This is a genomic window from Pseudomonas pisciculturae, from assembly GCF_015461805.1.
GTDB lineage: Bacteria > Pseudomonadota > Gammaproteobacteria > Pseudomonadales > Pseudomonadaceae > Aquipseudomonas > Aquipseudomonas pisciculturae.
Genome location: NZ_JACVZE010000009.1, coordinates 257,292 through 283,991, shown reverse-complemented (window position 1 = coordinate 283,991; position 26,700 = coordinate 257,292). Strand labels below are relative to the sequence as shown.

21 protein-coding genes and 2 tRNA genes are annotated in these 26,700 nt (G+C 58.4%); 9 read left to right on the top strand and 14 right to left on the bottom strand.

The annotated features are described in order from the left end of the window. Positions 1-164: 164 nt before the first annotated feature. The 9 genes from ICY20_RS23730 (at position 165) to ICY20_RS23690 (ending at position 12,949) form a co-directional block, all read left to right on the top strand. Positions 165-1,553: a polynucleotide adenylyltransferase PcnB gene (locus tag ICY20_RS23730; protein ID WP_122486210.1), complete on the top strand. Its 1,389-nt coding sequence runs from the start codon at positions 165-167 to the stop codon at positions 1,551-1,553. 2 nt (positions 1,554-1,555) lie between these two features. Continuing rightward, positions 1,556-2,041: a 2-amino-4-hydroxy-6-hydroxymethyldihydropteridine diphosphokinase gene (gene folK / locus ICY20_RS23725; protein ID WP_194938721.1), complete on the top strand. Its 486-nt coding sequence runs from the start codon at positions 1,556-1,558 to the stop codon at positions 2,039-2,041. 365 nt (positions 2,042-2,406) lie between these two features. Then, positions 2,407-3,207, top strand: coding sequence for a 3-methyl-2-oxobutanoate hydroxymethyltransferase (panB, locus tag ICY20_RS23720; RefSeq protein WP_122486208.1), 801 nt, complete (start codon positions 2,407-2,409; stop codon positions 3,205-3,207). Beyond that, positions 3,204-4,055, top strand: a complete 852-nt coding sequence (gene panC / locus ICY20_RS23715) for a pantoate--beta-alanine ligase (protein WP_194938720.1) — start codon at positions 3,204-3,206, stop codon at positions 4,053-4,055. Before panB ends, panC begins: the two co-directional genes overlap by 4 nt. A gap of 201 nt (positions 4,056-4,256) precedes the next feature. Further along, positions 4,257-5,921 carry a glucose-6-phosphate isomerase gene (gene pgi / locus ICY20_RS23710; protein ID WP_194938719.1) on the top strand — a complete coding sequence of 555 codons (1,665 nt, stop codon included), beginning with the start codon at positions 4,257-4,259 and terminating at the stop codon, positions 5,919-5,921. Between the two features lie 105 nt (positions 5,922-6,026). Beyond that, the gene (gene acs, locus ICY20_RS23705; RefSeq protein ID WP_194938718.1) at positions 6,027-7,964 is read left to right on the top strand and encodes an acetate--CoA ligase; all 1,938 of its coding nucleotides are present in this window, start codon (positions 6,027-6,029) and stop codon (positions 7,962-7,964) included. Positions 7,965-7,980: 16 nt separating this feature from the next. After that, positions 7,981-8,850: an oxygenase MpaB family protein gene (locus tag ICY20_RS23700; RefSeq protein ID WP_194938717.1), complete on the top strand. Its 870-nt coding sequence runs from the start codon at positions 7,981-7,983 to the stop codon at positions 8,848-8,850. Between the two features lie 76 nt (positions 8,851-8,926). Beyond that, complete coding sequence (locus tag ICY20_RS23695) at positions 8,927-9,943, top strand: class I SAM-dependent rRNA methyltransferase (RefSeq protein WP_159956151.1); 1,017 nt, start codon at positions 8,927-8,929, stop codon at positions 9,941-9,943. 87 nt (positions 9,944-10,030) lie between these two features. Beyond that, positions 10,031-12,949 (top strand): DUF748 domain-containing protein, encoded by a 2,919-nt coding sequence (locus ICY20_RS23690; RefSeq protein ID WP_194938716.1) that lies wholly within the window; start codon positions 10,031-10,033, stop codon positions 12,947-12,949. A 292-nt stretch (positions 12,950-13,241) separates the two neighbouring features. On the opposite strand, the gene ICY20_RS23685 is transcribed toward ICY20_RS23690, so the two are convergent. The 14 genes from ICY20_RS23685 to folP all read right to left on the bottom strand — a co-directional run bounded on the left by ICY20_RS23685 (position 13,242) and on the right by folP (position 26,698). Continuing rightward, positions 13,242-13,862 (bottom strand): BON domain-containing protein, encoded by a 621-nt coding sequence (locus ICY20_RS23685; RefSeq protein ID WP_194938715.1) that lies wholly within the window; start codon positions 13,860-13,862, stop codon positions 13,242-13,244. Between the two features lie 295 nt (positions 13,863-14,157). After that, positions 14,158-16,263 (bottom strand): polyribonucleotide nucleotidyltransferase, encoded by a 2,106-nt coding sequence (gene pnp / locus ICY20_RS23680; RefSeq protein ID WP_159956145.1) that lies wholly within the window; start codon positions 16,261-16,263, stop codon positions 14,158-14,160. A gap of 194 nt (positions 16,264-16,457) precedes the next feature. Further along, complete coding sequence (gene rpsO / locus ICY20_RS23675) at positions 16,458-16,727, bottom strand: 30S ribosomal protein S15 (RefSeq protein ID WP_003177875.1); 270 nt, start codon at positions 16,725-16,727, stop codon at positions 16,458-16,460. 117 nt (positions 16,728-16,844) lie between these two features. Next, positions 16,845-17,762, bottom strand: a complete 918-nt coding sequence (gene truB / locus ICY20_RS23670; protein ID WP_003235022.1) for a tRNA pseudouridine(55) synthase TruB — start codon at positions 17,760-17,762, stop codon at positions 16,845-16,847. 3 nt (positions 17,763-17,765) lie between these two features. Next, positions 17,766-18,161: a 30S ribosome-binding factor RbfA gene (gene rbfA / locus ICY20_RS23665; RefSeq protein WP_003176137.1), complete on the bottom strand. Its 396-nt coding sequence runs from the start codon at positions 18,159-18,161 to the stop codon at positions 17,766-17,768. A 159-nt stretch (positions 18,162-18,320) separates the two neighbouring features. Next, positions 18,321-20,846 carry a translation initiation factor IF-2 gene (infB, locus tag ICY20_RS23660; RefSeq protein ID WP_194938714.1) on the bottom strand — a complete coding sequence of 842 codons (2,526 nt, stop codon included), beginning with the start codon at positions 20,844-20,846 and terminating at the stop codon, positions 18,321-18,323. Between the two features lie 27 nt (positions 20,847-20,873). Further along, complete coding sequence (gene nusA / locus ICY20_RS23655; RefSeq protein ID WP_159956141.1) at positions 20,874-22,355, bottom strand: transcription termination factor NusA; 1,482 nt, start codon at positions 22,353-22,355, stop codon at positions 20,874-20,876. A gap of 47 nt (positions 22,356-22,402) precedes the next feature. Further along, the gene (gene rimP, locus ICY20_RS23650; protein WP_038843818.1) at positions 22,403-22,861 is read right to left on the bottom strand and encodes a ribosome maturation factor RimP; all 459 of its coding nucleotides are present in this window, start codon (positions 22,859-22,861) and stop codon (positions 22,403-22,405) included. 140 nt (positions 22,862-23,001) lie between these two features. Then, positions 23,002-23,078, bottom strand: a tRNA-Met gene (locus tag ICY20_RS23645). Positions 23,079-23,174: 96 nt separating this feature from the next. Further along, positions 23,175-23,260, bottom strand: a tRNA-Leu gene (locus ICY20_RS23640). A gap of 22 nt (positions 23,261-23,282) precedes the next feature. Further along, a complete protein-coding gene (secG, locus tag ICY20_RS23635; RefSeq protein ID WP_010206600.1) occupies positions 23,283-23,666 on the bottom strand; it encodes a preprotein translocase subunit SecG in 384 nt (127 codons plus the stop codon). Positions 23,667-23,670: 4 nt separating this feature from the next. Beyond that, entirely contained in the window at positions 23,671-24,426 is a 756-nt protein-coding gene (gene tpiA / locus ICY20_RS23630) for a triose-phosphate isomerase (RefSeq protein ID WP_015885920.1), read from the bottom strand. A gap of 66 nt (positions 24,427-24,492) precedes the next feature. Beyond that, positions 24,493-25,830 (bottom strand): phosphoglucosamine mutase, encoded by a 1,338-nt coding sequence (gene glmM, locus ICY20_RS23625; protein ID WP_159956137.1) that lies wholly within the window; start codon positions 25,828-25,830, stop codon positions 24,493-24,495. A gap of 16 nt (positions 25,831-25,846) precedes the next feature. After that, positions 25,847-26,698, bottom strand: coding sequence for a dihydropteroate synthase (folP, locus tag ICY20_RS23620; RefSeq protein WP_159956135.1), 852 nt, complete (start codon positions 26,696-26,698; stop codon positions 25,847-25,849). Positions 26,699-26,700 lie beyond the last annotated feature (2 nt).

Sequence of the window (26,700 nt, the reverse complement as noted above, 5' to 3'; positions counted from 1 at the left end):
GAGCTTCGGCTCCCCTTGTAGTTTCCGGGATTTGACCTTCCAAGGCTTATGGCGCAATGCCTGTAGCTTGTTCCTACACCATCCCCTGACTAAATGCTAGAATCCCCGCCCATCATGCGGTCATTCTTCGTTATGGCCGAACATTCCTTCAAACAGTGCATCCCATGCTGAAGAAGTTGTTCCAGTCATTCCGTTCTCCCTTGCGTCGTACGCAACACAAACGCAGCACGCCTGAAGTGCTCAACAGCAGCCAGCATTCGCTGCAACGGGCTCAGTTCAGCCGTTATGCGGTGAATATCGTCGAACGTTTGCAGAACGCCGGCTACCAGGCCTACCTGGTGGGTGGCTGCGTGCGTGACATGCTGCTCAATATCACGCCCAAGGATTTCGACGTCGCCACCAGCGCCACGCCTGAACAGGTGCGCGCCGAGTTCCGCAATGCGCGGATCATCGGTCGCCGTTTCAAGTTGGTGCACATCCATTTTGGCCGCGAAATCATCGAGGTCGCGACCTTCCGCGCAGGTCACTCGCAAACCGATGGCGAGGAAGACACCAACCAGTCCTCCAGCAACGAAAGCGGGCGCATTCTGCGCGACAACGTTTACGGCACCCTGGAAGAAGACGCGCAGCGCCGCGACTTCACCATCAACGCGCTGTATTACGACCCGGTCAGCGAGCGCATCCTCGATTACGCCAATGGCGTACACGACATTCGCAATAACCTGATCCGACTGATCGGCGACCCGGTCAAGCGTTACCAGGAAGACCCGGTGCGTATGCTGCGGGCCGTACGTTTCGCCGCCAAGCTGAACTTCGGCATCGAGAAGCACACCGCCGCGCCGATTCGCGAACTGGCACCGATGCTGCGGGAAATCCCCTCGGCACGTCTGTTCGAAGAAGTGCTCAAGCTGTTCCTGTCGGGCTACGCCGCCGACACCTTCGAAATGCTGGTCGACCTGCAGCTCTTCGATCCACTGTTCCCGGCTAGCGCCGAGGCACTGGAGCAAAACCCGACCTACACTCACACGCTGATCAGCGAGGCGTTGATCAACACCGATCTGCGCATCAAACAGAACAAACCGGTCACCCCGGCGTTCCTGTTTGCGGCGCTGTTGTGGCCGGCCTTGCCAAAACGCGTACTGCGCCTGCAAGACCGCGGCATGCCGCCGATCCCTGCCATGCAGGAAGCGGCTCACGAGCTGATCGCCGAACAGTGCCAGCGCATCGCCATTCCAAAACGCTTCACCATGCCGATCCGCGAGATCTGGGACATGCAAGAGCGCCTGCCGCGCCGCAGCGGCAAACGTGCCGATCTGTTGCTCGACAACCCACGCTTCCGCGCCGGTTACGACTTCCTGCTGCTGCGCGAAAGCGCCGGCGAGCAGACCGACGGCCTCGGCGAATGGTGGACTGACTATCAGGACGCCAACGACAGCGAACGCCGTGACATGATTCGCGACCTCGGCAGCAAAGGCGATGGCGAAGCCCCGAAAAAGCGTCGTCGCAGCGGTAGCAAGCGCAAACGTAGCGCGGCCGACGCCTCGGGCGAATAAACGTGGAACGCATCTACATCGGTATGGGCAGCAACCTGGCTGCCCCAGACCAACAACTGCGCAGCGCCATCGAAGCACTGGCGCAATTGCCCGGCACTAGCGTCGCCGGCGTCTCCGCGTTTTATCAAAGTGACTCCCTGCTCCCGGGCCAACCGCGCTACACCAACGCGGTTGCCGCCCTCGACAGCAGCCTTGCGCCGCTTGAACTGCTGGATGCCCTACAAGCCATCGAGAACGACCAGGGCCGCGAACGTCTTGAGCGTTGGGGCCCGCGCACGCTCGACCTGGATATCCTGCTGTTTGGCGATCGCTTGATCGACGAGCCGCGCCTCAAGGTGCCGCATTACCAGATGCATGTGCGGGCTTTTGTGCTGTATCCGCTGGCCGAGCTGGCGCCCGAGAACCTCCAATTGCCTGATGGCCAACGCCTCAGCGACCTGCTGACAGCTTGCCCGTTTGTGGGCCTGGAACGCCTTCCCACGGCCTGACGCGGCCCATGTGGGAGCTGGCTTGCCTGCGATGGCATCACCTTGGCCCCACTGAAAGACCGAGGTGCCTGTATCGCAGGCAAGCCAGCTCCCACATTTGATCTCCAGCGTGTTCATAAATACCGCTCACATTGCTGAATCGCATCAGTAACAGGGGTAACACCCCACGCGTAACAATGCGGTAACACATCCAATTGACTTCCCGTGCCCTCCTCACGACTATAGGCGTCCCGCTGCCGCCAACCCGGCGCTGAAGGGCGCAATCCAGGCCATATAAGTACTGCTCTCAAGACAGTGCGCCTGCATAAACGAAGACTCACGCGCGTTACTCGCTGTTTCCAAGCGCCTGAACGAGGACCCTTTTCATGCCAGACGTTACCCTGACCACCTTGCAGAGCCTCAAGCTCAAAGGTGAAAAAATCACCATGCTGACCTGCTACGACGCCACCTTCGCCCACGCCAGCTGCCAAGCCGGGGTTGAAGTGTTACTGGTAGGCGACTCCCTGGGCATGGTGCTTCAAGGGAATGACAGCACCTTGCCTGTGACCACCGACGAACTCGCTTACCACACTGCCAGCGTCAAACGCGGCAATGATGGCGCGTTCATCATCGCCGACCTGCCATTCATGGATTACGCCACCGTCGAACAGACCTTCCATAATGCTGGCAAGCTGATGCGTGCCGGCGCGCACATGGTCAAGGTAGAAGGGGCGGTGTGGCTGGCCGAGTCGATTCGCCTGCTGGCAGAGCGCGGTGTGCCGGTGTGCGCGCACATGGGCCTGACGCCGCAGTCGGTAAACATCCTCGGTGGCTACAAGGTCCAGGGCCGTAACGAAGCCCAGGCACGTCAGATGCGTGCCGATGCCATCGCCCTGGAACAAGCCGGTGTGGCAATGATCCTGCTTGAATGCGTTCCTAGCGAACTGGCGGCAGAAATCACCCAAGCCGTTAAAGTACCAGTGATCGGCATTGGTGCCGGCTCGGCCACCGACGGTCAGGTATTGGTGCTGCACGACATGCTCGGCCTGTCGATTACCGGTCGCGTGCCGAAGTTCGTGAAAAACTTCATGACCGGCCAGGACAGCATTCACGCAGCCCTGAGCGCCTACGTCGCTGAAGTCAAAGGCGTGACCTTCCCTGGCGCCGAACACGGATTCTCTGCATGAACACCGTAAAAACCGTACGTGAACTGCGGGCCGCTGTGACCCACGCCCGCAACGCTGGAAAACGCATTGGCTTCGTGCCCACCATGGGCAACCTGCACAGCGGCCACGCCACACTCGTGACCAAGGCTGCACAACAAGCCGACTTTGTCGTCGCCAGCATCTTCGTCAACCCGCTGCAATTTGGCGCCGGCGAAGACTTGGACAAATACCCGCGCACCCTGGCCGCCGACCAGGAAAAACTCCTGCAATCGGGCTGCAACCTGCTGTTCGCGCCCACTGTCGAGGAAATGTACCCAGGCGGCACCACCGGCCAGACCCGCGTCAGCGTTGCGCAACTGTCCGAGGGGCTGTGCGGCGCTAGCCGTCCGGGGCACTTTGAAGGCGTGGCGACAGTGGTCAGCAAGCTGTTCAATATGGTCCAGCCGGACATCGCCGTGTTTGGCCAGAAGGACTACCAGCAACTGGCTGTGATCCGCGCCATGGTCCACGACCTGAACATGCCGATCCAGATCATCGGCGAGCCCACTGTGCGTGCCGACGACGGCCTGGCGCTGTCATCGCGTAACGGCTACCTCAGCGAAGAACAACGCGCCATCGCACCGGTGCTGTACCGCAGCCTCAGCCAGATTGGCGACGCGATCAAAGCCGGTGACCACGATTTCACCAAACTGCGTGCCGAACAGGTCCGCCAGATCGAAGCCGCCGGGCTGCGCATGGACTATCTCGAAGTGCGCCAAGGCGTACACCTGCGCCCGGCCACAGCCGAAGACCGCGACATTGTGATCCTGGTAGCTGCCTATTTGGGCGCCACCCGCCTCATCGACAACCTGCACCTGAACCTCAACTGACCCCCTCCCCGCTGTGCCGGTATAAAAAAGTACCGGCCACAGCGCAGACAAAGCCAAGACATATTCCCACGCTAGGTTTAATGTAATCGCCCTGCGCTATGGTTAGCGCTGTCCGGAACCCAATCCTCGATGAAAGACTGGACGTTCCGGGCCTAGAAGTGTCCTAAAGGCAGTCCCCGTAATAAAAGGAAACCCGCAGCGATGGCGTACTACCGCACTCCTCATGACGTTACCGCTCTGCCCGCCTGGCAAGCGCTCAATCAACACCGCCAAGCCATGCAGGATTTCAGCATGCGCGAAGCGTTCAATGCCGATCCTCAGCGTTTTTCCCAATTCACTTTGAGCAGCTGCGGACTTTTCCTCGATTACTCGAAAAACCTGATCACCAGCGAAACCCGTGACCTGCTGGTGGGCCTGGCCAAGGAAGTCGGCCTCAAAGACGCGATCAACTCGCTGTACGCCGGCGAGCCGGTCAACTCGTCCGAAGGCCGCCCTGCGCTGCACACCGCCCTGCGTCGCCCGGTGGGTGACAAGCTGTCGGTGAACGGCGTGAACATCATGCCGGACGTGCACAAGGTGCTGAACCAGATCACTGACCTGGTGGGCCGCATCCACGACGGCCTATGGCGTGGCTACACCGAAAAACCGATCACTGACGTGGTGAACATCGGCATCGGTGGCTCGTTCCTGGGTCCTGAGCTGGTGTCCGAAGCGCTGTTGTCCTACGCCCATAAAGGCGTCCGCTGCCACTACCTGGCAAACATCGACGGCAGCGAGTTCCACGAGCTGACGATGAAGCTGCGCGCCGAGACCACGCTGTTTATCGTCTCGTCCAAATCGTTCAACACCCTCGAAACCCTGAAAAACGCCCAGGCCGCACGTGCCTGGTACCTGGCCCAGGGTGGCTCGGAAGCCGAGCTGTATCGTCACTTTATCGCCGTATCGAGCAACAACGCGGCAGCTGTAGCGTTCGGTATCCGCGAAGAAAACATCTTCCCGATGTGGGACTGGGTGGGCGGGCGTTACTCGCTGTGGTCGGCCATCGGCTTGCCAATCGCCCTGGCCATCGGCATGTCCAACTTCAAGGAGTTGCTGTCTGGTGCCTACACCATGGACCAGCATTTCCAAAACGCGCCGTTCGAGCAGAACATGCCGGTGCTTCTGGGCCTGCTCGGCGTGTGGTACGGCAACTTCTGGGGCGCGCAGAGCCACGCGATCCTGCCGTACGACCACTACCTGCGTAACATCACCAAACACTTGCAGCAGTTGGACATGGAATCCAACGGCAAGAGCGTGCGCCAGGACGGTACGCCAGTGTCCACCGATACCGGCCCGGTGATCTGGGGCGGCGTCGGCTGCAACGGCCAACACGCTTACCACCAGTTGCTGCACCAGGGCACCCAACTGATCCCGGCCGACTTTATCGTGCCGATCGTCAGTTTCAACCCGGTGTCTGACCACCATCAGTGGCTGTATGCCAACTGCCTGTCCCAAAGCCAGGCGCTGATGCTCGGCAAGACCCGCAGCGAAGCTGAAGCTGAGTTGCGCGACAAGGGTATTTCCGAAGACGACGTGCAGAAGCTGGCGCCGCATAAGGTGATCCCGGGCAACCGTCCGAGCAACACCCTGGTTGTTGAGCGAATCAGCCCACGCCGCCTGGGCGCTCTGGTTGCGATGTATGAGCACAAGGTGTTCGTGCAGAGCGTGATCTGGGGCATCAACGCCTTCGACCAATGGGGTGTGGAGTTGGGCAAAGAGCTGGGCAAAGGCGTGTACAACCGCCTGACCGGCGCCGAAGAAACCTTGGCCGACGACGCGTCGACCCAGGGCCTGATCAACTACTTCCGCGGTCGTCACCGCGGCTGAAGCCGGTCACTCAAGGCCAACGTCCGTTTGGACGTTGGCCTTGAACCCTCCTCTCACTGCGTGCATCTTTATGACTTGTCCCTAAAACAAGAATAAGGACCGCACATGTTCGATATCAGCACATTCCCTGCCGCCGATGCCGTGCGCCGGGCTGCGCAACTCAGTCAAGAGGACTACCAGAGCCTCTATCGCCAGTCCATCGAGCAACCTGACACCTTCTGGGCGGAACAGGCCAAGCGCTTTCTCGACTGGATCAAGCCCTGGCACACCGTCCACCGCTCAGACATCAACACCGGCGCCGCCCAATGGTTTGCCGGCGGTCAGCTCAATGTCAGTTACAACTGCATCGACCGTCACTTGGCAGAGCGTGCCGATCAGCCTGCCTTCATCTGGGAGGGCGATGATCCGACAAAGTCCGACAACATCACCTACCGCCAACTTCATCAAAACGTCAGCCGCCTGGCCAACGTGCTGAAAAGCCGTGGCGTGAAAAGAGGCGACCGCGTGTGCATCTACATGCCGATGATCCCGGAAGCGGCATACGCCATGCTGGCCTGCACGCGCATTGGCGCGGTGCATTCGGTGGTGTTTGGTGGCTTCTCGCCGGATGCCCTGCGCGACCGTATCCTCGATGCCGACTGCCGTACTGTAATCACCGCCGATGAAGGCGTGCGCGGCGGCAAGCCGGTAGCGCTTAAACAGAATGTCGATAAGGCCCTGACCAGTTGCCCGAATGTCAGCACCGTGCTGGTGGTAGAGCGCACCGGCGCCAGCGTGAACTGGAGCGAAGGTCGCGACCTCAAGTACCAGCCAGCCGTGGAGGCTGCGAGTGATGACTGCCCACCCGAGCCGATGGACGCCGAAGACCCGCTATTTATCCTCTACACCTCCGGTAGCACCGGCAAACCCAAGGGCGTATTGCACACCACCGGTGGCTATTTGCTGCAGGCGGCGATGACCTTCAAATACGTGCTCGACTACCGCGATGGCGAAGTGTTCTGGTGCACCGCCGATGTCGGCTGGGTGACAGGCCACAGCTACATCGTGTACGGCCCGCTGGCCAACGGTGCCACCTCGCTGATGTTCGAAGGCGTACCCAGCTATCCGGACAGCTCGCGCTTCTGGCAGGTGATCGACAAGCATCAGGTGAATATCTTCTACACCGCGCCCACCGCCCTGCGCGCCCTGATGCGCGAAGGCCACGGCCCGTTGGAAAATACCTCCCGCGCCAGCCTGCGTTTGCTGGGCAGCGTCGGCGAGCCAATCAACCCCGAAGCCTGGGATTGGTACTTCAACGCGGTGGGCGAGCAACGTTGCCCGATCGTAGACACTTGGTGGCAGACCGAAACCGGCGGCATCATGCTCAGCCCGCTGGTCAGTGCCCAGCGCATCAAGCCGGGCTGCGCCACCCAGCCGATGTTTGGCGTACAACCTGTGTTGCTGGATGAGCAAGGCAAAGTCATTAGCGGTGCCGGCAGTGGCGTGCTGGCGATCAAGGCTAGCTGGCCGGGGCAGATCCGCAGCGTGTACGGCGACCCGCAACGCATGATCGACACCTATTTCAAACCCTATCCCGGCTATTACTTCACCGGTGACGGCGCGCGGCGCGATGAGGACGGCGACTACTGGATCACCGGGCGTATCGACGATGTGATCAACGTCTCAGGGCATCGGATCGGCACCGCCGAAGTGGAAAGCGCGCTGGTGCTGCACGACCTGGTCGCCGAAGCTGCCGTGGTGGGCTACCCCCATGACGTCAAAGGCCAAGGCATTTATGCGTTTGTCACGCCCATGAATGGTGTGGAGCCCAACGACGCGTTGAAAAAACACCTGTTGGAGCTGGTCAGCAAGGAAATCGGCAGCTTTGCCAAGCCGGAACTGATCCAATGGGCGCCCGCGCTGCCCAAAACCCGTTCCGGCAAGATCATGCGGCGCATTCTGCGCAAGATCGCCTGCAACGAATTGGACAGCCTCGGTGATACCTCGACCCTGGCCGACCCAAGCGTAGTGGACGGCCTGATCGACAAACGCCTGAACCGCTAGGAAACCCTGAGCCGCCATGGAATTTATCCGCAGCCGTATCGAACACCAGCTGATGAGCCTGACTGGTTTATCGCTGGGCCAACTGGACCTGGAAAACCCCAAGGGCGACCCAGGCCTTTTTGGGCCGGGCTCGGTGAGCTGGCAAGTCCATGGTGATTTCAGCAGCATGCTGATCGGCGGCATCAGTGCCTTGATGCTGCAAGCCTTGCACCCATTGGCCCTGGCGGGCGTGTGGGACCATTCCAACTTTCGCCAGGACATGCTCGGGCGCTTGCGGCGTACCTCACAGTTCATCTCCGGCACCACGTTCGGCTCGCGGCGCGACGCCGAGTGGCTGATCGAAAAAGTGCGCACCATCCACCTGCAAGTGGTCGGCCATGCGCCGGATGGGCGGCCTTATGCTGCCAGCGATCCGGAGTTATTGACCTGGGTGCATGTCGCGGAAGTCAGCAACTTTCTCGCGGCGCACCTGCGCTATCGCAACCCGCACCTTAGCGGTCGGGATCAGGATCGTTACTACAGCGAAATCGCCTTGGTGGCCGAACGTTTGGACGCGCGGCATGTTCCGCGTTCACGGCAGGAAATTTCGGATTACCTCGCGCGCATCCGCCCGCAGTTGCTCTGCGACGAGCGCAGCCGCGAAGTCGTGCGCCTGCTGCTCAATGCCCCCTCCCCCAGCACGATGGCCAAGCCCTTTGGCGCCTTGATGATGCAGGCGGGCATTGACCTGCTGCCAGAGTGGGCCAGTGCCATGCTCGAACAACACCAGAGCCCGCTGCAACGCCAAATGATCCGCGCCGGGGTCAAGCGCAGTGCGCCATTGTTGCGATGGGCCATGCGCAATGGTTCGGTACAACGCGCCCATCGGCGGATGGGGCTGATGTAGCTGCCGGCCCATAGCTGTTAAACTCCGCGCCCTCATTACCCCTATTCTCCTATTACTACTTAGCAAGGCGCGCTCCATGTCTCCCTTGAATCAGGCGCTGCGCGCCGCCCTCGATCATCGCCAAGACCTGATCAACGAGTTGCATGCCCAGGGCACCGATTGCTATCGACTGTTCCACGGCAGCCAAGAGGGCGCCGGTGGCCTCACCATCGACCGTTATGGCCCGCAACTGCTGGTGCAAAGCTTTCACCAGTCACTGCAAACCGAAGAGCTGTTGGAGCTGCATCAACTGGTCAACCAGTTCACCGGCCTGGAATTGCTGCTGGTGTACAACGACCGTGCCCGTGGCAACTCGCGGGTCGACCGCGAAGACACGGTGTACCGCGCCGAACCCGCCGCGCTGGCAGACCTGGTCGGCCACGAATGGGGCCTGAGCTACCGCGTACGCGGCCGACATGCTGGGCAAGACCCGTTGCTGTTCCTCGACCTGCGCAACACCCGTGGCTGGGTCAAAAACCACAGCGCCGGCAAAAGCGTGCTGAACCTGTTCGCCTATACCTGCGGTGTAGGCCTTAGCGCCGCTGCTGGCGGTGCACGTGAGGTGTGTAACCTGGACTTTGCCGAGGGCAACCTGGCAGTCGGGCGCGAAAACGGCCTGCTCAACCCGCATTTGCCGACCATGGAGTTTGTGCAGTCCGACTACTTCCCGGCGATTCGACAACTGGCCGGCCTGCCGATCACCCAGCGTCGCGGGCAAAAACTGCCGAGTTACCCGCGCCTGGAACAACGTCAATACGATCTGGTATTGCTAGACCCTCCGGCTTGGGCAAAGAGCGCATTCGGCACGGTCGACCTGCTTCGTGATTACCAAAGCCTGCTCAAACCCGCCTTGCTGACCACTGCGGACAATGGCGTACTGATCTGCTGCAACAACCTGGCAAAAGTCAGCATGGAGGATTGGCGCGAACAAGTGCTGCGTTGCGCGGAAAAAGCCGGGCGCCCGGTACGCGATTGGCAAATCATGACGCCTGGCGCAGATTTCCCTTCGCAAGATCAGCAACCGCCCCTGAAAACACTGATACTCCAGTTGTAGGACGTTTCCCAAGAGTCTGGATCTTCGGAACCGAAAACCCGTGCCATACTCAAAGGCACTCCTGTTTGACATAGATGGCGCCGCCCCATGCCCAAAGGATTGATCCGCGCCGCTGGCGCCTTGTTGACCGCCCTCGCTTTATACAGTTTGCTGGGTTTCTTGATTCTGCCGGGCATTGCCCTTCGCATTGCGAACCAGCAATTGGCCAATTACGCCAGCGTGCCGGCGCGCATCGAGCGCATCGAGCTCAACCCGTTCAGCCTGGAGCTGACCGTCTGGGGCTTGAAGATCGGCGAACCGGGCAAGGAGCAACTGGGTTTCGAGCGCCTCTATGCCAACCTGCAGATCGACAGCCTGTGGACCCGTGCCCTGCACTTGGCCGACGTCCAGCTCGACCAACCCAAGACCGAGGTGCTGTTCGACAAGTCCGGCCAGCTCAACCTGGCGCAGCTGTTCAAGCTGCCGCCAAGCGAACCCACCCCGGCCGACCCGAATGCCAAACCGTTCCCGTTGCGTATAGACGGCATCAAGCTGGCCGGCGGTTATGTGCACTTCGAAGACTTGCGCCCCAGCGAGCCCATCGAATTCCTCTACGACAAACTCGATTTCGAGCTGAAAAATCTCAGCACCTTGCCCGAAGACAATGCGGACATGACCCTGGTCGCCGCCGGCCCGGAAGGTGGGCAGATCGACTGGAAAGGCAATTTCAGCCTGGTGCCGATCACCTCCGAAGGCACGCTCAAAGTCACCGATGGCAAGATGAAAGCCTGGTGGCCGTATGTACGTGATGCCCTGCCACTGGTACTCGAAGACGGTGTGCTCAACTTCAGCACCGACTACAAGTTCAGCCTGGCCAAAGAAACCGAACTGAACCTGACCAACACTGCCGCCAGCATCGCACCGTTTGCCATCAAGGCCCCCGACGGTCGGCCGTTGGTACGCCTGGAGCGTCTGGACGTCAGCGAAACCACCGTAGACCTGGCCAAGCAGCAAGTGGTGGTCGGCAAGATCCGCAGCAACAAGCTCGAAACCTGGGCCGCCCTTGAAGCCGATGGAAAACTGGACTGGCAGAAACTGTTCGCCAGCCAGCCGAGCAAACCGGCCCAGGCGCCAGAGCCGGCTACTGCACCGGCCACCGCCGACTCGCCAAAACCCCAACCTGCCGCGCCAAGCAAGCCATGGCAAGTGCTGCTCAAGGATGTGCAACTGCGTAACTACCAAGTGCACCTGGCGGACCGTCAGGCCAAGCCTGCGGTCGCGCTGGAACTGGGCCCGCTGAATGTCGATGTGCAAAACTTCGACAGCCTTAACCAAAGCCCCTTCACTCTCAAGATTGATAGCGGCGTGGGCAAACAGGGCAAAATTGCAGCGACCGGTGAGGTCAACCTGAACCCGGTCAGCGCCAAGCTGAAAGTGACGACCCAAGACATCGACCTGCGGATCGCGCAGTCCTATATCAGCCCGTTTATTCGTCTGGAACTGCGCAGCGGCATGCTCGGCAGTAACCTTGACGTGAACCTGAAAAGCACTGACCCACTCAAGCTCCAGATCACTGGACGCGCGCAGGTCGACCAACTGCACACCTTGGACACCCTCAAGACCCGCGACTTCCTGAAATGGCAGCGCTTAGTAGTCGAAGGTTTGAACTACCAGCACGGTGACAGCCTGTCGATCGACAAGGTCAACCTGTTGCAGCCGTATGCGCGCTTTATGATCAACGATGATCGCACCACCAACGTTGATGACCTGCTGATTCCTCAACCGGCGGACAAGAGCGCCAAGCCGGCCAGCAAGGAAAAACCCCTGGGTATTCGTATCGGGCAGATTGCAATCAACGACGGCTCTGCCAACTTTGCCGACTTCAGCCTTACACCTAACTTTGCAACGGCGATTCAACAGCTCAACGGTCAGATCGGCACCATCGACAGCCGCCAGGCCAAACCGGCTACCGTCGATATCAAAGGCAAAGTGGACCGCTATGCGCCGGTGACCATCAAGGGCAGCGTAAACCCGTTTGACCCAATGGCCGCGCTGGATATCGCCACCAGCTTCAAACGTGTCGAGTTGACCACGCTAACGCCCTACTCCGGCAAGTTCGCCGGCTTCCGTATCCGCAAGGGCCGGCTCAATCTTGATTTGCACTACGTCATCACCAAAGGCCAGCTCAAAGCCGAAAACAAAGTGGTGGTGGAACAACTGCAACTGGGTGAGAAAGTAGACAGCGCCGACGCGGTGGACTTGCCGATTCGCCTGGCCATTGCGCTGCTTAAAGACGTCGACGGCAAAATCTCCATCGAGCTTCCGGTGACCGGCGACCTGAACAATCCGCAATTTAGCGTCATGCCAATTGTGTGGCAGACCCTGCGTAACCTGGTGGTGCGTGCTGCAACGGCACCTTTCCGGATGCTTGGCGGGCTGGTTTCAGGCGGTGGCTCAGAAGACCTGGGCAATGTGTCGTTCGCGGCCGGCTCCAGCGACTTGAGCAAAGATGCCCAGGCGGCCTTGGACAAGCTCGCTAAAGCACTCAAGGAACGCCCGACCCTTCGCCTGGAAATTGAAGGTACAGCGGCCGCCAACAGCGACGGCGCCTTCCTCGCCGCCCAGCGCCTGGAGCGCGAGTACCAGTACAACTTCTACAAGATTCTTCAGCGCCGCGGTGACAAAGTCCCTGCCCAAGCCTCATTGCTTGTAGTACCGGAGAAAGAAAAGGCGCCGCTGCTGGAAGGCATTTACCGCACGCGCTTGAAACAGCAACCACCGGCCGAGTGGAAAGACCTGAGTGACGATGACCGTACCGCCAAGCTGCGTGATGGCGTCATCCAGTTCTGGAGCGGCAGTGATGTGTTGCTGCGCCAGCTGGGGCAGGACCGTGCCAGTACCATCAAGGACTATCTGGTGGACAAAGGCCAATTGGAAGATGACCGGGTGTACTTCATTGATGCCAATCTGGGGCAGGCAGAGAAAGATGGTCGGGTGGTGACACCGATGCATCTGGATGCCGAGTAACCTCAGCACAGCACAATTTTATTGTGGGAGCGGGCTTGCTCGCGATGGCGGTGCATCAGTCATATATTCAGCGACTGACACGCTGCTATCGCGGGCAAGCCCGCTCCCACATTGGATCTCCATTATCCTGGCGTCTTTATTTCACCCACAATAGAACAGGCCCCGACACGAATGCCGGGGCCTGTAGTGACCACATCCCTGTGGTCGGTCGCATGAACGCGTGAGGTGCATTGAGTGGAAAACGGGCTCACTCGTTGCCGCCGACGCTCAGTTCAAAGCGATACGTTAAGCGTTACTCTGCTTTCAGGCCGTCGGCCGATACAGCTTTAACGCCTTTGATTTTCTTGGTGATGTTCACCGCGGTAGTTTTCTGTGCATCGGTCACTGCGGTGGTCGACGACAGGGAAACTACACCCTTGTTGGTTTCGACTTTGATGTCGGTACCAGGAATGCCTTTTTCGGTAACCAGATCGGCTTTCACTTTGGTGGTGATCCAGGTATCGGAGGTAGCACCTTTAGCGTCAGCGGCGGCAGCCTTGGTTTTATCTACGTTGTCAGCTTTGTACGCACCACCGGCATGCAGGCTGTCAGCGGAAACGGCGGTCACACCTTTGATTTTCTTGGTGATCGCTACAGCAGTCGCTTTCTGCGATGCCGAGATTTCTACGTCAGACGACAGGGTAACCACACCTTTGTTGGTCTCAACCTTGATGTCCGAACCTGGAATGCCTTTTTCGGTCAGCAGGTCAGCTTTGACTTTGGTGGTGATCCAAGTATCCGAAGTGGACTCTTTGGCTTTGGTCACTTCACCAGCGGCCAGGGTCATCGGCGCTTGGGAAGTTTGAGCAAAGGCAACGTTAGCCCCCATAGCCAGGGTCAGAGCGGTAGCAGTAGCGAGAGCGAACTTCTTCATACGGGTAACTCCTGTTTTAATAAAAGTCTGCAGTGTGTGTACCTTGATGCTGCAGCGTTAACAGGGATATTGCAGGCGCTGTGCCAAGTTTTTAAAACCTATAAAACCTATATAAATCAATATCTTAGAAATTTACGTGATTTTCGAAATCGTGCAACTTGCATGAAGCCCATCGTGCCTGCATGCAAGTTGCGGCTTTTGCGTTGAGCTAAACGGCTGATTTCGCTTCACTTTCCCGCGCTCATAAAAAAAGGACTCCGAAGAGTCCTTTTTTCAGCGTAAAGCGTTGGGGTGATTAAACGCCCGAAGCCTTGGCTGCTGCTACGTCCTTGATGGACAGCTTGATACGACCGCGGTTGTCCACGTCCAGTACCAGCACTTCCACTTCCTGGCCTTCTTTCAGAATGTCGGTCACTTTCTCAACACGAGCGTCGCTCAGCATGGAGATGTGAACCAGACCGTCTTTGCCCGGCAGGATGTTGACGAATGCGCCGAAGTCGACGATGCGCTCAACCTTACCAACGTAGATCTTGCCGATCTCGGCTTCAGCGGTGATGCCCAGAACGCGCTGACGCGCCGCTTCTGCCGCTTCTTTGGTTTCGCCGAAGATCTTGATCGAGCCGTCGTCTTCGATATCGATCGAAGCCTTGGTCTCTTCACAGATCGCACGAATGGTCGCGCCGCCTTTACCGATAACATCACGGATTTTGTCGGTGTCGATTTTCATCGCGATCATGGTCGGAGCATTTTCCGACAGCTCGGTACGGGACTGACCAATGATCTGGTTCATCTGACCGAGGATATTCAGGCGCGCTTCCAGGGCTTGGCCCAGGGCGATTTCCATGATTTCTTCGGTGATGCCTTTGATCTTGATGTCCATCTGCAGCGCGGTAACACCTTTAGCGGTACCGGCTACTTTGAAGTCCATGTCGCCCAGGTGGTCTTCGTCGCCCAGGATGTCGGTCAGGATGGCGAACTTCTCGCCTTCTTTAACCAGGCCCATGGCGATACCGGCAACCGGCGCCTTCATCGGCACACCAGCATCCATCAGCGCCAGGGAAGCACCGCAAACGGAAGCCATGGAGCTGGAACCGTTGGACTCGGTGATTTCCGACACAACACGGATGGTGTACGGGAACACGTCAGCAGCAGGCAGCATGGCAGCGATCGAACGACGGGCCAGACGGCCGTGACCGATTTCACGACGACCAGCACCACCCATGCGACCACACTCACCTACCGAGAACGGAGGAAAGTTGTAGTGCAGCATGAACGGGTCTTTTTTCTCGCCTTCCAGCGTGTCCAGCAGTTGTGCGTCACGGGCGGTGCCCAGGGTCGCGACTACCAGAGCCTGGGTTTCACCACGGGTGAACAGCGCCGAACCGTGAGTCTTCGGCAGAACGCCGACTTCGATGTTCAGCGGGCGTACGGTGCGAGTGTCGCGACCGTCGATACGTGGCTTGCCGTTAACGATGTTTTCGCGAACGGTGCGGTATTCGATTTCACCGAATGCAGCTTTGACTTCGCTGGAAGAAGGCTGGCCTTCTTCACCGGACAGTTTGGCTACAACCTGATCCTTCAGCTCACCCAGGCGAGCGTAACGGTCGGCCTTGATGGTGATGGTGTAAGCGTCGGAGATGGCAGCGCCGAACTCGGAGCGGATAGCGCCCAGCAGCTCGGTGGCTTCAGCTTGAGGCGCCCAGGTCCAGGTTGGCTTGGCAGCTTCGGCAGCCAGCTCGGCAACCGCTTTGATAACGGCCTGGAATTCGTCGTGGGCGAACAGTACAGCGCCCAGCATCTGGTCTTCGGTCAGCTCTTTGGCTTCCGATTCAACCATCAGAACGGCTTCCGAGGTACCGGCAACGACCATGTCCAGGCTCGAAGCTTTCTGTTGCTCGTAAGTCGGGTTCAGCAGGTAACCGGTGCTTTCGTGGAAAGCAACGCGAGCTGCGCCGATCGGGCCATCGAAAGGAATGCCGGAGATCGCCAGGGCAGCCGAGGTACCGATCATCGCAGCGATGTCCGGATCGGTCTTCTTGCTGGTGGAAACGACGGTGCAGACAACCTGCACTTCGTTCATGAAGCCTTCTGGGAACAGCGGACGGATCGGACGGTCGATCAGTCGGGAAGTCAGGGTTTCTTTCTCGGAAGGACGGCCTTCGCGCTTGAAGAAACCACCAGGGATCTTACCGGCAGCGTAAGTTTTTTCCTGGTAGTGAACGGAAAGAGGGAAGAAGCCTTTGCTCGGGTCAGCGGTCTTGGCGCCAACAACGGTCACCAGTACGGTAACGTCGTCATCAACGGTAACCAGCACTGCGCCGGAGGCTTGACGGGCGATACGGCCTGTCTCGAGGGTAACGGTCGACTGACCGAACTGGAATTTTTTGATAACCGGGTTCACGGTGTCCTACCTTCTTTGTGGCTCTTGGGGAACTTGTCTTCTTGCGAAATTCTTGGGCAATGGCGGGAATCGGCCCGACGCTCGTCCAGGGTAAAACGTGTGTCCAGATAAAACTTGAGGCTGGGAGCCTGCCATGGGCCAGCGGGAAACCCACTGACACACGGCAGACAACCAACCTCTAGCGCAATCGCTTATTAGCGACGCAGACCCAGGCGACCGATCAGAGTCTGATAACGACCCAGATCCTTGCCTTTCAGGTAGTCCAGCAGCTTACGGCGCTGGTTTACCATGCGGATCAGACCACGACGGGAGTGGTGATCTTTACCGTTGGCCTTGAAGTGACCTTGCAGCTTGTTGATGTTGTGGGTCAGCAGTGCAACTTGCACTTCTGGCGAACCAGTGTCACCAACAGCTTGCTGGTAGTCAGCTACGATTTGTGCTTTTTCTTGAACGTCGAGAGCCATGAGGCAATCCTTTTATCAGGAAACTGTTTCAGAAAAACAGTTTCAACAGGCCAGGGACAAATCCCTGTATCTAAAAATGAGAAGTGACCGTGCCTGTTAACAGCCACCCTCGTTCGGTCATTCTGACCGAATCAGTCGACGCGGCGCGATGCGCCCGTCTTCGCTCACTTCACCGATACCGATAAAGCGACCGTTATGATCTTGTACCCGCACCATGCCGAACTTCGGGGCATCCGGAGCGCGTACCGGCTGGCCGTTGAGCCAGTAGAACGCGCTGTGCTCCGAAAAGTGCAGCAATGGCCAATCCAGCAAACCGCTGTCCGACGGCATCAGGAAGCGATCAACCGCTTCGTTGCCACCTTCGGCGTGTACTGCTTCCAACTCTTCCAGCGTGACGGTCTGAGCCAGGCTGAAAGGGCCGGCCTGGGTGCGTCGCAGTTCTGCAACGTACGCGCCGCAACCGAGCTGTTCACCAATATCTTCCACCAGGGTACGGATATAGGTGCCTTTGCTGCAGTCCACGGCCAGTCGGGCGGTGTCGCCTTCACAGGCGAGCAATTCCAAGCGCGCAATAGTAACAGAACGCGGTTCGCGCTCCACTACTTCACCCGCACGTGCCAGCTTGTAAAGAGGTTGCCCATCACGCTTGAGCGCCGAGTACATCGGCGGTATCTGACTGATTTGCCCACGAAAACCGGGTAAAGCAGCTTCGATATCAGCACGACCAACGGTCACGTCGCGAACCTGCAAAACATCACCTTCGGCGTCGGCCGTGGTGGTGGTCTTGCCGAGTTGCATCAGGGTTTCGTAACCCTTGTCGGAATCGAGCAGGTATTGCGAGAACTTGGTGGCCTCGCCAAAGCACAATGGCAAGACGCCAGTGGCCAAGGGGTCGAGGCTGCCGGTGTGCCCGGCCTTCTCGGCATTGAGCAGCCAGCGAACCTTCTGCAAAGCGGCATTGGAGGTAAAGCCAATGGGCTTGTCGAGCAGAATGATGCCGCTGACGTTGCGACGGATACGTTTGACCTGAGCCACCGCTTACTCCTTGGCGTCTTCAGGTGTGGACGGGTGCTGGCTGTCTTCAGCCACGGCGCGCTCGATCAGTGCCGACAGGTGCGCACCACGCACGACGCTTTCGTCGTAGTGGAAGTGCAACTGAGGCACGCTACGCAGCTTCATTTCACGGGCCAACTGCATGCGCAGGAAGCCTGCGGCAGAGTTGAGCACCTTGATGCTTTGCGCGATTTCTTCACTGTTGTCCTGACCCATCACGGTGATGAAGATCTTGGCGTGACCCACGTCACGGCTCACTTCAACGGCGGTGATAGTGACCAGGCCAACGCGCGGGTCTTTGACTTCGCGACGGATCAGTTGGGCCAGCTCACGCTGCATCTGATCGCCGATACGTTGGGTACGGCTGTATTCTTTTGCCATGTCTTGTTACCTGTTACTGCCACACGGTGAAACCCGTGGGGTCTGAAAGCGGCAAACGCCCGGCCTGACAAAAGCCAGACCGGGCGTTGCGTTTAGAGTCCGTACGCTGCGTGGGGCATTTGCATGCCCACACGCCGCGTGGCTCCGGAAGTGCGCGAGTTAGAGGCTGCGAGCAACCTGAACCTTCTCGAAGACTTCGATCTTGTCGCCAACCTTGACGTCGTTGTAGCTCTTGACGCCGATACCGCATTCCATGCCGGCACGTACTTCGGAAGCGTCATCCTTGAAGCGTCGCAGGGATTCCAGCTCGCCTTCGAAGATAACGATGTCTTCACGCAGTACACGGATTGGACGGTTACGGTACACGGTGCCTTCGACAACCATGCAACCGGCGATCGCGCCGAATTTCGGCGAGCGGAACACGTCACGAACCTCGGCGATACCCAGGATGTTCTCCCGGACGTCGCTGCCAAGCATGCCGGTGAGGGCCTTCTTGACGTCTTCGATGATGTCGTAGATGACGTTGTAGTAACGCATGTCCAGGCCTTCTTGCTCGACGATCTTGCGAGCGCCAGCATCGGCACGCACGTTGAAGCCGAACAGTACAGCGTTGGAAGCCAGTGCCAGGTTGGCGTCGGATTCGGTGATACCACCGACACCGCCACCGACAACGCGCACTTGCACTTCGTCGTTACCCAGGCCATTCAAGGCGCCGTTCAACGCTTCGAGGGAACCACGTACGTCAGATTTGAGGACGATGTTAAGCGTCTTCTTCTCTTCCTGGCCCATGTTCTCGAAGATGTTTTCCAGCTTGCCTGCGTGAGCACGGGCCAGTTTGACTTCGCGGAACTTGCCTTGGCGGAACAGAGCCACTTCACGGGCTTTCTTCTCGTCGGCAACCACGCTCATCTCGTCGCCAGCGTCCGGGGTACCGTCCAGGCCGAGGATCTCGACCGGGATAGCAGGACCCGCTTCCTTGATTGGCTTGCCGTTCTCGTCGAGCATGGCACGTACACGGCCGTAGTTCGAACCGACCAGCACCATGTCGCCTTGGCGCAGGGTACCGTCTTGAACCAGAACGGTCGCAACCGGGCCACGGCCCTTGTCGAGGCGCGATTCAACCACAACACCACGGCCAGGAGCCGATGGAGTCGCAGTCAGTTCCAGCACTTCGGCTTGCAACAGAACGGCTTCGAGCAGTTCGTCAACGCCAGTACCCATCTTCGCGGAGACTGGTACGAATGGAGTGTCACCACCCCACTCTTCGGATGTCACACCGTGAACCGACAGTTCGCTACGGATGCGATCGAGATCGGCGCCCGGCTTGTCGATTTTGTTCACCGCAACTACCAACGGAACGCCGGCTGCCTTGGCATGCTGAACAGCTTCGATGGTTTGTGGCATCACGCCGTCGTCAGCTGCAACCACCAGGATCACGATGTCGGTCGCCTTGGCACCACGGGCACGCATTGCGGTAAACGCGGCGTGACCAGGGGTGTCGAGGAACGTCACCATGCCACGGTCAGTTTCAACGTGGTATGCGCCGATGTGCTGGGTGATACCGCCGGCTTCGCCCGCAGCAACCTTGGCACGACGGATGTAGTCGAGCAGGGAAGTTTTACCGTGGTCAACGTGGCCCATTACGGTCACAACCGGAGCACGGGAAACTGCCTCACCTTCAAACTTCAGGGACTCAGCCAGGGAATCTTCCAGGGCGGTGTCGCTGACCAGGGTCACTTTGTGGCCCAGCTCTTCAGCAACCAGTTGGGCAGTTTCCTGGTCCAGTACCTGGTTGATGGTGGCCGGAGTGCCCAGCTTGAACATGAACTTGATGATTTCAGCTGCCTTGACCGACATCTGCTGAGCAAGATCGCCAACAGTGATGGTCTCGCCGATCTTCACTTCACGCACGACAGGGCCGGTTGGGCTCTGGAAACCGTGGGCGTTGCGTTTTTTCAGCTTGGCCTTGCCGCGACCACCACGACGGAAGCCATCGCTTTCTTCGTCGGTAGTACGTGGGGCAACGCGTGGAGCAGGCGCTTTCTCTTTGACCGAGGCACGATGCGGAGCGTTTTTACGCTCGCCGTCGCCACCACCGCCGCGACGATTGTTATCGTCAGCACGTGGTTTGTCCGGGCGACGAGGTTCGTCGCGCTTGCGAGCGTCAGCAGCAGGTGCTGGTGCAGCGGCAACCGGAGCGGCCTCACGCACAGCTTCAACAGGTGCCGCGACCGCTTCAGTGGCAGCAGGTTGCGCAGCAGCAGCAGCAGCAGGCTGGCGACGCGCTTCTTCTTCGGCGCGACGCTTGGCTTCTTCTTCAGCCTTCTGACGAGCAGCATTTTCTACTGCGCGACGTTCATCCAGTTCGCGTTTGCGCTCGGCTTCGATCTCTTCCGGGCTGCGCTGTACGAAGACTTTCTTCTTGCGTACTTCAACGCTGATGCTTTTGCTACCAGCAACACGCAGGGTGCTGGTGGTTTTGCGCTGCAATGTAATCTTGCGCGGTTCTTCCACTTTCGCCTTGTGGCTGCTCTTCAAGTGAGTCAGCAAAGACTGCTTCTCACTATCGCTCACACCTTCATCGGCGGCGGTGTGCGGCAGACCTGCCTCACGCATCTGCTGCAACAGGCGCTCTACCGGTGTTTTGACCTCATCGGCCAGTTGTTTCACCGTGACTTGCGTCATGCACTTCTCTCCTCAGGCCGCGCCTAGTTACTCGAACCAATGGGCTCGGGCGGCCATGATCAACTTGCCGGCACGATCATCGTCAATGCCGTCGATGTCGAGCAGATCGTCAATAGACTGCTCGGCCAGGTCTTCGCGGGTAATTACGCCGCGCACCGCCAGTTCCATCGCCAAATCCTTGTCCATACCCTCAAGCGAGAGCAGGTCTTCGGCCGGATGGGCGTCTGCCAGCTTTTCCTCAGTAGCGATGGCTTTAGTCAACAAACGATCCTTGGCCCGAGCGCGAAGCTCGTTGACGGTGTCTTCGTCAAAGCCGTCGATGTTGAGCATTTCTTCCAACGGTACGTAGGCAATCTCTTCCAGACTGGTGAAGCCTTCATCTACCAGCACCTGCGCCAGGTCTTCGTCGACTTCCAGCTCGTCGATGAAGTTGCGCAGGATGTCACCGGTTTCAGCTTGCTGCTTAGCCTGGATGTCCGATTCGGTCATCACGTTCAGGGTCCAACCGGTCAGTTGGCTGGCCAGACGCACGTTCTGACCACCACGACCAATGGCCTGAGCCAGATTGTCTGCGCCAACGGCGATGTCCATTGCATGGGCATCTTCGTCAACGATAATTGCCGCCACTTCAGCCGGCGACATGGCATTGATCACGAACTGCGCCGGGTTATCGTCCCACAGGACGATGTCCACACGCTCACCGCCCAATTCGCCCGATACTGCCTGGACGCGCGAACCGCGCATACCAATGCAAGCACCTTGCGGGTCGATGCGTTTGTCTTTGGAGCGGACCGCGATCTTGGCACGCGAGCCCGGGTCACGGGACGCAGCCATCACTTCGATCAGGCCTTCGGCGATCTCAGGCACTTCGATACGGAACAGCTCGATCAGCATCTCTGGCGCGGTACGCGACAGGATCAACTGAGGGCCGCGGTTCTCGGTGCGGATTTCCTTGAGCAGCGCACGCAGACGTACGCCAACACGGAAGGTTTCGCGCGAGATGATGTCTTCGCGGGCCAGCAACGCTTCGGCGTTGTTACCCAGGTCGACGATCACGTTGTCGCGAGTCACTTTTTTCACGGTGCCGGAGATGATTTCACCCAGGCGCTCGCGATAGGCGTCAACGACTTGAGCGCGTTCGGCTTCACGAACCTTTTGCACGATCACCTGTTTGGCGGTCTGTGCAGCAATACGGCCGAACTCGATCGATTCGATTTTTTCTTCGATAACGTCGCCGACCTTGGCTTCAGGATGCGTTTCGGCAGCCTTGCTTGGCCAGGTTTCGATGGCCGGATCATCAAGATCGGCTTCTTCGACAACCGTCCAGCGACGGAAAGTCTCATAGGCACCGGTGTGGCGGTTGATTTCCACACGCAGATCAACTTCGTCTTCAAAACGCTTTTTGGTAGCAGTGGCCAGGGCCAGCTCCAGCGCTTCAAAAATCACGTTTGCCGGTACGCCCTTTTCATTGGATACCGACTCAACAACCAGCAGTACTTCTTTGCTCATCGTACGCCTCGCCTTTCGCAAGCCATTGGATCCGCGGGATCCGCGTCTCAGTCAAAACTGGGAATAATGTTGGCCTTGTCGATCATATCGATCGGCAACAGGAACTCATGGTCTTCTACCTGCACCACGACGTCCTGTTCTTCCACACCGCGCAGAAGGCCCTGAAAGTTGCGTCGCCCTTCAAAGGGAGATCGCAGCTTGATCTTCACTTGTTCACCGGCAAATTTTGCAAACTGCTCAATAGTGAACAGTGGGCGTTCCATGCCTGGCGAGGAAACTTCGAGGGTGTATTCAACGGAGATCGGATCTTCAACATCCAGGACACCGCTGATCTGACGGCTGACAATGGCGCAATCGTCCACCAGCACACCGCCCTCTTTATCGATATAAACGCGCAACATTGAGTGGCGACCTTGAGCCGAAAACTCAATACCCCAGCATTCATAGCCTAGGGCCACGACCACCGGGGCCAGCAAGGCCTGCAACTCTTCTAGCTTGCTCGACACCTGAACCCCCTAGTGCATGTATGTGCATGCTGTGCAAAATAAAAAAATGGGCGAAACGCCCATCCTTGAAACGCCGTCGAACAGCGGCGTTGAAAGTGTCCAGCTAACAAAAAGCCCCTTAAAAGGGGCTCCGCTAAAACTGGTTGCGGGGGCCGGATTTGAACCGACGACCTTCGGGTTATGAGCCCGACGAGCTACCAGACTGCTCCACCCCGCGACAAAGCTGGGGCGGAAGTATACGACCGATCCCTTACAGGGTCAATGTAACCTTCCACCTACAAGAAAGCCCGCAACAGCGGGCTCTCCTGATAATTGGTACCGAGAAGGGGACTCGAACCCCTACACCCTATGGGCACAACCACCTCAAGGTTGCGTGTCTACCAATTCCACCACCTCGGCAATACAGCGTTTACAACCCTTCTTACTTCTGCTCTTGAGCTGGAGGTACGTCAGTCGCTGGAGTAGCCGACTTTTGCTCTTGAAGCACCGGGACATCATCAGAAGCCGGTTTTGCTTTTGGCACTTCCAACACTGCTGGGTTTGGGAGACCTACTTGAGTCAGCACATGAGCCTTCTCTTTAGCAAAGTAACCTAACCCCAAGCTGGTTATGAAGAAACCGGCGGCAAGTATAGCAGTAAACTTACTAAGAAAGGTAGAGGAACCTTGGCTTCCGAACACAGTATTTGAAGCACCTGCACCGAAAGACGCACCAGCATCCGCACCTTTACCCTGTTGCAACAAAACCAGGGCAACTACGCCCAGGGCAGCCAACAGATGAAAAACGACTACGACTGTTTCCAGCATTTTTTCAGTTTCCCGCGGCGCGACAGATCGCACCGAACTCATCTGCATTCAGGGAAGCTCCACCAATGAGCCCCCCATCGATATCCGGCATGCCGAACAGTTCGACCGCATTGGCCGCCTTCACGCTGCCGCCGTATAGAAGACGCACACCTTGTGCGACTTCAGAATTCTCTGCCGCCAACTGCGCGCGGATGGCTGCGTGCACATCCTGCGCCTGTTGCGGTGTAGCAGTCAGCCCGGTGCCAATGGCCCAGACCGGCTCGTAAGCGATTACTGCCTTTGCAAACGCACCAACACCCAGCTCCTCAATGATGCTGCCCAGCTGACGCGAGACAACTTCTAGAGTTTTGCCAGATTCACGCTGCTCAAGGGTCTCCCCTATACACAACACTGGAATCAAGCCACAAGCCTGTGCCGCTGCGAACTTGCGATTGAGTGTCCCATCACGCTCGCCCATCATCTGACGGCGCTCGGAGTGCCCGACAAGCACATAGGAACAACCCGCATCGACCAACTGACTCGGCGCAATCTCACCGGTCAGTGCACCTTGCATGGCTTCCACCGCAGAATTCTGCGCGCCGACCTGAATCGACTTACCTTTCAAACCATCAACCACTTGGGTGATATGCAAGCAAGGCGGGAAAACCGCGATATCAACACCGCTAGGCAAGGCCAAGTGACGAAGGCCATTGATCAGCTCAGCGACACTGGCGCGGGTACCGTGCATCTTCCAGTTACCAGCTACCATAGTGCGACGCATGCTGTACCCCGTCGGTCAAAGTGGGCGCAGATGTTACCCAACCACATCATTACTGGCAAGCCGAATTCAGGCGCAAACTTCAGTTACCAGTTTTGCCAGGTCTTCGGCATGGCCGCGAACCTGTATTTCATCGTCACCTTCGACCATGACACGCACCAAAGGCTCTGTGCCGGACTTGCGCAACAACACCCGCCCACGCCCCGCCATTGCAAGGGTCACGCGCTCACACGCCTCTTTGACAGCCGGATGCTCGATCGGGTTTTCACCGCCGGCAAAACGCACGTTCAACAGCACCTGAGGGCACTTGCGCAAAGCCTGGCGCGCCTGAGCAAGACTCTCTTCGCGACGACGCAACGACAGCAATACCTGCAATGCGGCGATAATTGCGTCACCGGTAGTCGTGTGGTGGAAGCAGACGACATGCCCGGAGTTCTCGCCACCGACTTGCCAGTTACGCTCCAGCAGCTCGGCAATGACGTAGCGGTCGCCGACGTTGGCACGTACAAAGGGAATACCAAGGTCAGCCAGCGCCAACTCCAACCCCAGATTGCTCATCAACGTACCGACCACACCACCTTGCAGCTTGTCACGCTCATGCAGGTCACGAGCGATGATGAACAACAAATCATCACCATCGACCACCGCACCGGTGTGATCCACCATCAGGACTCGGTCACCATCCCCATCGAAGGCAATACCCAGGTCGGCATGCTCAGCCAGGACCGCTGCCTGCAGCTGCTCCATATGAGTGGAGCCGCAATTTTCGTTGATGTTCAAGCCGTTGGGCTGAGCCGACAGCACCGTGACATCCGCGCCGAGCTCCTTGAACACGCTTGGCGCAACCTTGTAGGTCGCGCCGTGAGCGCAGTCGACAACAATCTTCAACCCAGCGAAATTCGTACTGGTCGGCACACTGCTTTTGCAAAATTCGATGTAGCGGCCAGACGCGTCATTGATTCGCGATACCTTGCCCAGCTTGCTGGACTCAACCACCGTCATCGGTGCATCCAGCAACTCTTCAATCATCAATTCGATCTCGTCTGGCAGCTTGGTGCCTTGACCAGAGAAAAACTTGATGCCGTTGTCATCATGGGGATTGTGCGACGCACTGATCACGATACCGGCTTCAGCGTGAAAGGTACGCGTCAGGTAGGCGATCGCAGGTGTCGGCATCGGGCCCAGCAACATGACATCGGCGCCAGCGGCAGACAGACCCGCCTCCAGTGCAGACTCAAACATATACCCGGAAATCCGGGTGTCCTTGCCTACCAGGATGCGGCACGCGCCCATGCTGCGGAACGCCATACCTGCCGCCCAACCCAGTTTGAGCATGAAATCAGGAGTAATCGGAAACTCGCCGACACGACCACGGATACCATCGGTACCAAAGTATTTCTTAGTCATAAGTGCTCCATCATTCTTATTCGGCTGATTCTACGGCGGCAATCATGCGCACCACATCTACGGTCTCGGCAACATCGTGCACGCGCAAGATTCGCGCGCCCTTGGTCACGGCAAGTGCCGCCAGCGCAAGACCGCCATATAGCCGCTCACCCACCGGGCGATTCAAGGCCAGCCCTATCATGCTCTTGCGCGAAACGCCGACCAATAGCGGCCGACCAAGGGCAAACAGGGACTCCATGTGTTTGAACAGGCTTAAATTATGTTGCAGGCTTTTGGCAAAGCCAAACCCAGGATCGAGGATGATCTTTTCGGCAGGAATCCCCGCCGCCACACATTGAACAATGCGCTCGGAAAGAAAACCGCTTACCTCGCCCACAAGATCATCATAGTGCGGACTGTCTTGCATATTGCCCGGCTCGCCGAGCATATGCATCAGACACACCGGCAAGCCGGTAGCGGCCGCAGCGTCCAGCGCACCGTCCCGCTGAAGGGAGCGCACATCGTTGATCAACCCAGCGCCCAGGCGTGCGGTTTCGCGCATCACCGCAGGCGTAGAGGTATCAACCGAGATGATCACATCCAGCTCACGCGCAATTCGCTCAACAATCGGCGCGACTCGCTCCAACTCCTCCAACGGGGAAACAACTCGAGCGCCTGGACGGGTCGACTCACCACCGACGTCGATCAGTGTCGCACCGGCAGCCACCATCGCCTCGGCATGACGCAATGCGGCATCAAGCTGGCTGTATCGGCCACCATCGGAAAAGGAGTCAGGAGTTACATTAAGAATGCCCATGACATGTACACGGGCCAAATCAAGAACCCGGTTGCCGCAAGGCAACCGGGTGGAGGACAACACAGAAGTCATTT